Origin of the sequence: Pseudomonas cyclaminis (genome assembly GCF_015163715.1) — a bacterium.
Taxonomy (GTDB): domain Bacteria; phylum Pseudomonadota; class Gammaproteobacteria; order Pseudomonadales; family Pseudomonadaceae; genus Aquipseudomonas; species Aquipseudomonas cyclaminis.
Map to the genome: position 1 here is coordinate 1 of NZ_JADDUM010000254.1, position 9,280 is coordinate 9,280.

General features: G+C 62.0%; 8 protein-coding genes and 3 pseudogenes. 5 read left to right on the top strand and 6 right to left on the bottom strand.

The genetic code is table 11. From position 1 onward, the window contains the following. Positions 1-190 (top strand): annotated as a pseudogene (locus IQK56_RS26690) (urate hydroxylase PuuD); the annotation flags it as partial. A 77-nt stretch (positions 191-267) separates the two neighbouring features. On the opposite strand, the gene IQK56_RS26695 reads toward IQK56_RS26690, so the two are convergent. After that, complete coding sequence (locus IQK56_RS26695; RefSeq protein ID WP_122308928.1) at positions 268-1,335, bottom strand: NAD(P)-dependent alcohol dehydrogenase; 1,068 nt, start codon at positions 1,333-1,335, stop codon at positions 268-270. A 149-nt stretch (positions 1,336-1,484) separates the two neighbouring features. Between IQK56_RS26695 and IQK56_RS26700 the strand changes: the two genes are divergently transcribed. Then, positions 1,485-2,303: an alpha/beta fold hydrolase gene (locus IQK56_RS26700; RefSeq protein ID WP_122308930.1), complete on the top strand. Its 819-nt coding sequence runs from the start codon at positions 1,485-1,487 to the stop codon at positions 2,301-2,303. A 45-nt stretch (positions 2,304-2,348) separates the two neighbouring features. Here the strand turns inward: IQK56_RS26700 and IQK56_RS26705 are convergent, their stop codons facing one another. Further along, positions 2,349-2,735: a DoxX family protein gene (locus IQK56_RS26705; RefSeq protein ID WP_122308932.1), complete on the bottom strand. Its 387-nt coding sequence runs from the start codon at positions 2,733-2,735 to the stop codon at positions 2,349-2,351. A 204-nt stretch (positions 2,736-2,939) separates the two neighbouring features. On the opposite strand from IQK56_RS26705, the gene IQK56_RS26710 reads away from it, so the two are divergent. Further along, on the top strand, positions 2,940-3,938 hold the full coding sequence (locus IQK56_RS26710; protein WP_193864006.1) for an NAD(P)H-quinone oxidoreductase: 999 nt from the start codon (positions 2,940-2,942) through the stop codon (positions 3,936-3,938). A 60-nt stretch (positions 3,939-3,998) separates the two neighbouring features. Here the strand turns inward: IQK56_RS26710 and IQK56_RS26715 are convergent, their stop codons facing one another. From IQK56_RS26715 to IQK56_RS26725, 3 genes and pseudogenes are all read right to left on the bottom strand, one after another. Beyond that, positions 3,999-5,123 (bottom strand): alkene reductase, encoded by a 1,125-nt coding sequence (locus IQK56_RS26715; protein ID WP_193864005.1) that lies wholly within the window; start codon positions 5,121-5,123, stop codon positions 3,999-4,001. 77 nt (positions 5,124-5,200) lie between these two features. Beyond that, positions 5,201-5,878, bottom strand: a complete 678-nt coding sequence (locus IQK56_RS26720) for a type 1 glutamine amidotransferase domain-containing protein (RefSeq protein WP_122308938.1) — start codon at positions 5,876-5,878, stop codon at positions 5,201-5,203. After that, a pseudogene (locus IQK56_RS26725) lies at positions 5,875-6,502 on the bottom strand (TetR/AcrR family transcriptional regulator). The gene IQK56_RS26720 and the pseudogene IQK56_RS26725 overlap by 4 nt, the downstream one beginning before the upstream one ends. Before the next feature lie 173 nt (positions 6,503-6,675). Here IQK56_RS26725 and IQK56_RS26730 point away from each other — a divergent pair. Further along, complete coding sequence (locus tag IQK56_RS26730; RefSeq protein ID WP_150675248.1) at positions 6,676-7,620, top strand: GlxA family transcriptional regulator; 945 nt, start codon at positions 6,676-6,678, stop codon at positions 7,618-7,620. Here the strand turns inward: IQK56_RS26730 and IQK56_RS26735 are convergent. Then, positions 7,598-8,104, bottom strand: a complete 507-nt coding sequence (locus IQK56_RS26735) for a GNAT family N-acetyltransferase (protein ID WP_122308958.1) — start codon at positions 8,102-8,104, stop codon at positions 7,598-7,600. The genes IQK56_RS26730 and IQK56_RS26735 overlap by 23 nt on opposite strands. A 178-nt stretch (positions 8,105-8,282) precedes the next feature. Here IQK56_RS26735 and IQK56_RS26740 point away from each other — a divergent pair. Beyond that, positions 8,283-9,157: pseudogene (locus IQK56_RS26740) on the top strand (undecaprenyl-diphosphate phosphatase). The last annotated feature ends 123 nt before the right edge of the window (positions 9,158-9,280 follow it).

Genomic DNA, 9,280 nt, shown 5'->3' on the forward strand with positions numbered 1-9,280 from the left:
GCCCATGTTCAGCACCGCGCCGGCCGGCGTGATGTTTGATACGCCGGCACAGATCCAGCAGCAAGCGGCACGCATTCAAGCGCAGGCCGTGGCGAGCCAGATCATGCCGCTGGGCAACATCACCCAGATGACCCAGCGGGAGCGCGACTTGATTGGCACCTGGATCAACCAGGGAGCCCGCACCAATTAACTGAGTCACACAATTCCAATGTGGGAGGGGGCAAGCCCCCTCCCACAAGGGTTATTCGATGGGGTGGAGAGCCAGGCTCAGGCCGCGTGGCTTTCCTTCTTCAAACTCTCCATATCGATCACGAACCGGTACTTCACATCGCCTTTGAGCATCCGCTCGTACGCCTCGTTGATGCCCTGGATATCGATCATCTCCACATCCGAGACAATCCCGTGTTTGGCGCAGAAGTCGAGCATGTCCTGGGTCTCCTGGATGCCTCCGATCAACGAGCCGGCCAGGCTGCGGCGCTTGAAGATCAGGCCAAATACCGCTGGCGATGGGTGCGGGCTGTCCGGGGCGCCGACCAGGGTCATGGTGCCGTCGCGCTTGAGCAGGTTGAGAAACACGTCGAGGTTGTGCGGCGCGGCGACGGTGTTGAGGATAAAGTCCAGGCTGTTGGCGACCTTGGCCATTTCATCCGGGTTCTTCGACACCACCACCTGGTCCGCACCCAGGCGCAGGCCGTCTTCGCGTTTGTTGGGCGAGGTGGTGAACAGCGTGACATGCGCGCCCATGGCATGGGCGATCTTCACCGCCATGTGGCCCAGGCCACCGAGGCCGACCACGCCGACCTTCTTGCCGGGGCCGACCTTCCAGTGATGCAGCGGCGAATAGGTGGTGATGCCCGCGCACAGCAACGGCGCCACGGCCGCCAGGTTGGTGTCGTCATGGGAGATGCGCAGCACGAATTTTTCCTTGACCACGATGCTGTCGGAGTAACCGCCGAAGGTGTTTTCACCACCGAATACCGGGCCGTTGTAGGTGCCGGTAAAACCGTTCTCGCAGTACTGCTCCTCGCCTTCGGCACAGGATGGACAGTGCTGGCAGCTGTCGACCATGCAGCCGACACCGGCCAGGTCGCCCACCTTGAACTTTTGCACGTTGGCGCCCACGGCCGTCACGCGGCCGACGATTTCATGGCCGGGTACCGAGGGGTAAAGGGTGTTGTTCCACTCATTGCGTGCGGTGTGCAGGTCGGAGTGGCACACGCCGCAATACAGGATGTCGATCTGTACATCGTCCGCCCCTGGCGCACGGCGCTCGAAGGTAAAGGGCTTGAGCGCATCCTTGGAGTCCCGAGCGGCGTAGCTGTAGGTCTTGGCCATTTCGTTCACCTGTGTGATCAGACTGTGGAGGTCAGTGGACCAGCATAGACGCTGAACCGTTCAACCGAGCACACCCGTACAAGCCCTTCGTCAGGTTTACGGCAATAGTGAGCCAGCGTCTTCTCGCCCCCCTCAACCAGGAGTTTTCCATGAGCACATTCGTTGCCAAAGACGGTACCCAGATCTATTTCAAGGACTGGGGCAGCGGTAAACCCGTGCTGTTCAGCCACGGCTGGCCGCTGGATGCCGACATGTGGGAATACCAGATGGAATACCTCAGCAGCCGCGGTTACCGCACCATCGCGTTCGACCGCCGTGGCTTTGGCCGCTCGGACCAGCCGTGGACCGGCAACGACTACAACACCTTTGCCGACGATATCGCCCAGTTGATTGAACACCTGGACCTCCAGGACGTGACCCTGGTGGGCTTCTCCATGGGCGGCGGCGACGTGGCGCGCTACATCGCCCGGCATGGCAGCGCCCGGGTTGCCGGACTGGTGCTGCTGGGTGCGGTAACGCCGATCTTCGGCCAGAAGCCGGATTACCAGCAAGGTGTGCCGCTGGACGTGTTCACCGGCATCAAGGCCGGCCTGCTCAAGGACCGTGCGCAGTTCATCGCGGACTTCAACACCCCGTTCTTCGGCCTCAACAAAGGGCAGACGGTCTCCGAAGGCACCCTGAGCCAGACCCTGCAAATCGCCATGCTGGCTTCGCTCAAGTCGACCGTGGATTGCGTCACCGCCTTCTCCGAAACCGACTTCCGTCCGGACATGGCCAAGATCGACGTGCCAACCCTGGTGATCCACGGCGATGGTGACCAGATCGTGCCGTTCGACACCACCGGCAAAGTGGCCGCCGAGATGATCAAGGGCGCTGAGTTGAAGGTCTACAAGGACGCGCCCCACGGGTTTGCCGTGACCCACGCCCAGGCATTGAACGAAGACTTGCTGGCGTTCCTCAATCGCTGAAACCGCTCTCCTTATTCGGCCGGGTTTACCCGGCCTTTTTTTTATTCAGGCAAAACGCTGGCCGAGCACAAAACGCCCCGGTCCGGCAATCAGGACGCTGGTGAAGATGATCAGCAACAACCAGCCGAACTGCCCTTCAAACACCGTCCACTGCGGATGCACCACCACCATGGCGATCAACAGCACCGCCAGGATCGGCAGGCACGCCAGGCGCACCCACACGCCGGCAACGATCAGCACCGGGCACAGCACTTCGGCAAAGATCGCCAGCAGCAGTGTGACGTGGGCGCCGAGGTGAAACGGGTCTTCGATCAGCGTCAGTTGCTCGCTGTAGTTGAGCACCTTGGGCAAGCCATGCACCCAAAGCAGGAACAACGCCCCAGTCGCCCGCAGAAACAACAGCCCCAGATCCTGATGTCTTGATTCGTTCATATGCACTCCCCGTTGGTTGACACGTTATCGACGTCGATTGTGTCCCCGCAGCAGCGTGCAAGATTGCAAGCCTGTGCTGTTGTTCATGATCGCCGCCGGGGCGATAGTGGTCGCCCTGGCACTGGAACTGGGCATGCCTTGGCTGAACCGCCGGCCGCCCGATGCGGTCCCACTCCATACGCTCATCGCTGCAGGTAATTTCAAATGACACTCCCTAACGACATGACCCTGATCGAAATCACCAGCCCCGGTGGCCCGGAGGTGCTGCAACCGCGCCAGGCGCCAACACCTGTGGCCGCTCCCCGCGAGATCCTGATCCGCGTGCACGCAGCCGGGGTCAATCGCCCCGACGCCCTGCAACGCGCTGGCAAGTACCCGATGAAACCCGGCATGAGCCCGATTCCGGGTTTGGAAGTGGCCGGTGAAGTGGTGGCGCTGGGCGACGGCGTGACCGAGTTCGGCCTCGGCGACAAGGTCTGCGCCCTGACCAATGGCGGCGGTTATGCGCAGTTTTGCGCGGTGCCCGCCGGCCAGGCGTTACCGATTCCCGAAGGCATGGACTGGATTCAAGCCGCCGCCGTGCCGGAGACCTTCTTCACCGTGTGGGCCAACCTGTTCGGCCTCGGGGATGCGCACACCGGCCAACGGGTGCTGATCCATGGCGGCACCAGCGGCATCGGCACCACCGCGCTGATGCTGTGCCGCGAATTCGGCATCCAGGCGTTCGCCACCGCCGGCAGCGCCGACAAATGCGCAGCCATCGCGAAGCTGGGCGCCGAGCCGATCAATTACCGCGAGCAGGAATTTGCCGAGGTCATCGCCCAACAGACCGATGGCCAGGGCGTGGACGTGATCCTCGACATCATGGGTGGCTCGTACCTCAACAACAACCTCAAGGCCCTGGCCATGGACGGGCATTTGGTGATGCTGGGCTTTCTCGGCGGCGCCAAGGCCAATGACGTCGACCTGCTGACCATCCTCGGCAAACGTGCGGTGATCACTGGCTCGCTGCTGCGCGCACGCACCAAGGAAGAAAAAGCCGCGATCGCCGAACAGCTGCGCGAGTACATCTGGCCGGTGCTGGAGGCCGGGCGCTGCCTGCCGATCATCGACCAGGTGTTTGACTACACCGATGCGGCCAAGGCCCATGCGCGGATGGAAGGTGGGGATCATATTGGGAAGATTGTGTTGCGGGTCGCGTAACCAGCAGGCACTAGACATCAAATGTGGGAGGGGCAAGCCCCTCCTACATTGATTGCATGACTACCCGAGGTACCTGGGGTAGTCGATATACCCCTCCTCACCGCCACCATACATCCCTGCCTCGCGCAGCGGATTCAACGGCCAGCCATTAAAAATCCGCTGCGGCAGGTCCGGGTTGGCAATGAACGGCCGCCCGAATGCGATCAAATCCGCCAGCCCTGCCGCTACCAGTTTCGCGCCGCGTTCAGCGGTGTAGCGACCGGCATAGATAATGCGACCGCTGAAGGTGCTGCGCACGGCTTCACGGAAGCTGTCAGGCAGGATCGGCGCGTTGTCCCAGTCGGCCTCGGCGATGGACACATAGGCAATCCCCGACGCCTCCAACACCTTGATTGCTTCGATATAGGTGTGGTGCGGGTCTTCTTCCACCAGGCCGATGTACACACGGTCTTCGTCAGTGCCGCTGAACAACGGCGAGAACCGCACGCCAAGGCGTTCCGGGCCGACGACGGCGCTGACCGCTTCGACAATCTCGCGCAGAAAACGCAGGCGGTTTTGCAGCGAGCCGCCGTATTCATCATCGCGGGTGTTGGAATGGGCCGAGATGAACTGATTGACCAAGTAACCATTGGCCGAATGGATTTCCACCCCGTCGAACCCCGCATCCAGGGCATTGCGCGCAGCCTGGGCGTAATGCCCCACCAGTTGCTTGACCTCAGCGGTGCTCAACGCACGCGGCACCGGGGGTTGCACCAGTTCGCCGGCGCCAGGGCCGGTGGCGATGAAGGCTTTGGCCTGCAACGCCGCCAGCGCAGAAGGCGCCACGGGTGCTGCACCCTCGGGCTGCAAGGCGTTATGGGAGACACGCCCCACATGCCACAGTTGGGCGAAGATCACCCCGCCGTCGGCATGCACCGCGTCGGTGACCTTGCGCCAGCCGTCGATCTGCGCCGGGGTGTAGATGCCCGGTGTCCACGCGTACCCCTGGCCACGGGGTTCGATCTGCGTGCCCTCGCTGACCATGAACCCGGCGCCGGCACGCTGGCGGTAATACTCAGCCATCAGGTCGGTGGCGATATCGCCGGGCTGGGCGCTGCGCTGGCGGGTCAGCGGTGGCAGCACGACGCGGTTGGTCAGCGTGTGATGGCCCAGTTTTACCGGGGTACTTAAAACGTTGTCAGTCATGGTTTTTTCCAAATTCGAGGCGCACGAAAGCATTGGCGACTCTATTGAGTCGCCAACGAATCGAGCGGTTGATTAAGTTAAGCGGTGAGTTTCAGCAGGGCCTTGGCCACATCGCTGGAGCTGCCGGGGTTCTGCCCGGTGACCAGCAGGCCATCGACGAGCACGAAGGATGCCCAGTCGGCGCCCTTTTCATACTTGCCACCCAATTTCTTGAATTCATCTTCAATCAGGAACGGCACCACGCTGGTCAGGCCTACGGCTTCTTCTTCAGAGTTGGAGAAGCCGGTCACGCGACGACCCTTGATCAACGGCTCACCATTGACCGCCTTGACGTGACGCAGCGCGCCCGGTGCGTGGCAGACAAAACCGATGGGCTTGCCGGCACGCTCAAACGCTTCGATCAGTGCGATGGACACCGGCGACTCCGCCAGGTCCCACAACGGGCCGTGACCGCCTGGGTAGAACACCGTGTCAAAGGCATCCACGTTGACTGTGTCCAGTTTGACGGTGTTGGCCAATGCCTGCTGCGCGGCCGGGTCGGCGGCGAAGCGGTGGGTCTGCTCGGTTTGCGCATCCGGCTCGTCGCTGACCGGGTCCAACGGCGGCTGGCCACCGGCTGGGGAGGCCAGCACCACGTCGGCGCCGGCGTCCTTGAATGCGTAATACGGCGCGGCAAATTCTTCGAGCCAGAAGCCGGTCTTGCGCCCGGTATCGCCAAGCTGGTCGTGAGAGGTCAGTACCATTAATACGTTCATTTTCCAGTGCCTCGATCAGTGAATGTCAGTGTGTTCAGGGCGACCCAACAGGTGTCGGGTCAGCAACAACGCCTCATCAAACGGCGTGGATGTCAGGGTGATCTTGCTCATGACGCTGCTCCCCAGCCACAGCGCGTACAGCTGCTGGGCCAAGTCCTGCGGGCGGTGCCGAAGCCGCAACGAGCCGTCTTCAACGCCGCGTTGCAGCGCCACGGCGAGCAATGCAATGGTGCGCGAAGTGCCGCGTTGCAGGGCCAGACGCATCGGCTCTGAAAGGTCAGACACCTCGGCACCCAGTTTGACGGCAAGGCATTTGCCCGCCTCGGTGCAGCCGGTCTGGTTGTCGATCCAGGCGTCCCAATAACGCATCAACTTGGCGTGCTGGGTTAAACCGGGTTGGTCGAACAGCTGCTGCATGCCGTGTACGTAGTGGTCGAAGTAGGTGTCGAGCAACACCACACCGAAGCCGTCCTTGGAGGTGAAGTAGTGATAGAACGACCCCTTGGGCACGTCGGCGGCTTGAAGGATTTCGTTCAGGCCCACCGCAGAAAATCCCTTGCGGCCGACAATCACTTGCGCCGTGTCCAGAATGGTCTGTCGGGCATTTTTGGTTTCGCTGTTCATGCTTGATCCCGCCGGATTAGACCAGTCGTCTAGTTCGTTGAGGGAATGTTAGGGGCCACGCCGGCCCCTCACAATGTCAGATACGCAAGGATTCCGGACATGAGCCGGCGCGGGTTGCCGTTTACCCGGCACGCGCCGACAATCCACCCTCCCGCGCCCCTTGGAGAATGACGATGCACAGCGTTGCGCTGATGGTTTACCCGAACTTTCAATCCCTGAGCCTCAGCCTGGGCTCGGTGTTCGAGTGTGCGAACCTGCTGCGCGGCGAGCCGGCCTACGCGTTTCACCTGGTCTCTGAAAGCGGCGGCGCGGTGATGACGTCCCAGGGTTTTTCGGTAAACACTTCGCCGATTCGGCCCGAGGGCTATGACACGCTGATCGTCAGCGGTTATTTGGAATTCCGCCTGCCGGAGGCCAACCTGCTGGACCTGGTCAAGGCAGCCTCGGCTCAATCACGCCGCGTGGCCTCGTTGTGCATGGGCATCTTTGTGCTGGCCGACGCCGGCTTGCTGGAAGGCAAGCGCACCACCACCCACTGGATTCACGCCCCGGCGTTTCGCAAGCGCTACCCGGATATCCAACTGGAAGAAGACAAACTGTTTGTGGTGGACGGCCAGGTATGGACCGGCGCCGGCATGAGCGCCGGTGTGGACATGGCGTTGGCGATGGTGGAGAACGACTTGGGCAGCGACCTCGCCCGGCGCATTGCACGCAAACTGGTGATCGCCCAGCGCCGCGGCAGCGAGCAGTCGCAATTGTCGGCGCTGCTGGAACTGGACCCCAAGTCCGACCGCGTGCAACTGGCCCTGGCCTACGCCCGCGAGAACCTCACCCATGACCTGTCCGTCGAAGCCCTGGCCGATGTCGCCCGTTTGAGCCCGCGCCAGTTCAGCCGGGTGTTCCGCGAAGAAACCGGGCAAACCCCGGCCAAGGCCATCGAAGCCCTGCGCGTGGAAGCTGCACGGGCAATGATGGAAACCAGCCGTCACCCGGTGGAAGTGGTGGCCCGCGAAACCGGCTTCGGTGATCGCGAGCGCATGCGCCAGGCGTTTCTACGGGCGTTCGGGCAGCCGCCCCAGGCGATGCAGCAGGCGTTTAATGCAGTGCCGCACGCGTGATCAAATAGCTCACCAACTGCGGCTCATCGTCCAGCTCCAGGGTCTGCACCGGGCGCGGCAGGTTGTCCAGCACCGTGCGCCAGAACGCCTGGGACACTTCATCCTGGTCATAAAAACGCACCAGCCAACTGGCCTCGCCGCTGCACAGCACCTGGGTGGCAATGGCGCGGCCGATGCCTTTGCGGCGGTAGCGCTTGAGGATGAACAGGTCGGCCAGTTCCAAGGCGTCGATGCCCGATACCTCACTGTCCTCGATCAACAGGAAGCCGGCGATATAGCCATCGACCAGCAGCAGGTTGGCGCTCCAGCGCGGGTCTTGCCAGTAGCGGTTCAGGTGCTCGTCATGGATGTAGAAGCGGCCGTCGGCCTCGACATCTTCCTGCTCCCAGTCCGACGACTCATAGGCGTAGTACTGGTAGAGGTTGCGGATCAACTCGGCTTCTTCGGGGCCGGTCTGGATCAGTTCCACGGTGGTTTCGGGCATGGGGCTCTCGGTCAAAAAACGCAGGGCGCCATTGTTCACAAAACCTCGGAACAGTCCAATAGCGTCGCGAACCTTTCTAATTGCTGAACCGATTGCAAATAGCCGTCGGCCCTGCCGAAGCGCTGAAACATTTCGAATAAACTTCGCCAATATCTCCCTTTTCTCAAGGACACGTATTTTGACGAACGTCTGTTCCGCCGGCCTGGATGTGGGCTTTGCGTCCCTGGATTACCTGCAGATCTTCATCCTCGGTGTAATCCAGGGCATTACCGAATTGTTGCCAGTGTCGTCCACCGCCCACATGCGCGTGGTACCCGCCCTGCTCGGCTGGCAGGATCCCGGCTCGGCGTTTTCGGCGGCCATGCAGTTGGCGGCACTGGCGGCGGTGGTCAGTTATTTCTGGCGCGATGTGCAGCAGGTGACGACAGGCAGCATTGGTGCAGTGCGCGTGGCGACTACAACGACCGGTGGTTCAAGCTCGCGGTAGCGATTGTGCTGGCGACGATTCCGATCTGTATCGCCGGCCTGGCACTGTCATCGACCCTCAACAGCTGCAACTCGCCATTGCGTGGTTTGAGGGTGATCGGCATTTCCTGCCTGGTGATGGCGGTGTTGCTCGCGGCAGCCGAGTTGCGAGCACGGCACACCCGCGACGTGAGCCAGATGCGCCTGCGCGATGCGCTGATCGTGGGTGTGGCGCAGATTGGCGCGTTGATTCCGGGGGTGTCGCGTTCCGGTTCGACGCTCACCGCCGCGTTGTTCCTCAACTTCAAGCGTGAAGAAGCCGCACGGTTTTCTTTCCTGCTGGGCCTGCCCGCTATCGCCCTCGCCGGTTTGAAAGAACTGTGGGTGTTGCTGCACGCCGATCTGCCAGCCCATGCCTGGCCGCACCTGTTGTTTGGCCTGGTGGTGTCCAGCGTCTCGGCGTTTTTTGCGATCTGGGGCCTGATGAAGTTTCTGGAGCGGTTCTCCACCTGGCCGTTCGTGATCTACCGGGCGTTGTTGGGGGGGTTCCTGATTGTGGCGGTGAGCACCGGGATGTTGGCCGGGTAAGGCAGCATGCTCTTTTGGGGGTGAGCGGGCCTCTGTGGTGGCATGGCTTCTGTGGTGAGCGGGCTTGCCCCGCGCTGGGCTGGCGCCAGAGCCCCATCAAGCCGCCCCCGTTTTTCCAGACAA

What these genes read in the sequence shown, in the direction of transcription:
- IQK56_RS26695 (WP_122308928.1), bottom strand. Translation starts at nt 1,335, where the DNA reads ATGGCCAAGACCTACAGCTACGCCGCTCGGGACTCCAAGGATGCGCTC.
- IQK56_RS26700 (WP_122308930.1), top strand. Translation starts at nt 1,485, where the DNA reads ATGAGCACATTCGTTGCCAAAGACGGTACCCAGATCTATTTCAAGGAC.
- IQK56_RS26705 (WP_122308932.1), bottom strand. Translation starts at nt 2,735, where the DNA reads ATGAACGAATCAAGACATCAGGATCTGGGGCTGTTGTTTCTGCGGGCG.
- IQK56_RS26710 (WP_193864006.1), top strand. Translation starts at nt 2,940, where the DNA reads ATGACACTCCCTAACGACATGACCCTGATCGAAATCACCAGCCCCGGT.
- IQK56_RS26715 (WP_193864005.1), bottom strand. Translation starts at nt 5,123, where the DNA reads ATGACTGACAACGTTTTAAGTACCCCGGTAAAACTGGGCCATCACACG.
- IQK56_RS26720 (WP_122308938.1), bottom strand. Translation starts at nt 5,878, where the DNA reads ATGAACGTATTAATGGTACTGACCTCTCACGACCAGCTTGGCGATACC.
- IQK56_RS26730 (WP_150675248.1), top strand. Translation starts at nt 6,676, where the DNA reads ATGCACAGCGTTGCGCTGATGGTTTACCCGAACTTTCAATCCCTGAGC.
- IQK56_RS26735 (WP_122308958.1), bottom strand. Translation starts at nt 8,104, where the DNA reads ATGCCCGAAACCACCGTGGAACTGATCCAGACCGGCCCCGAAGAAGCC.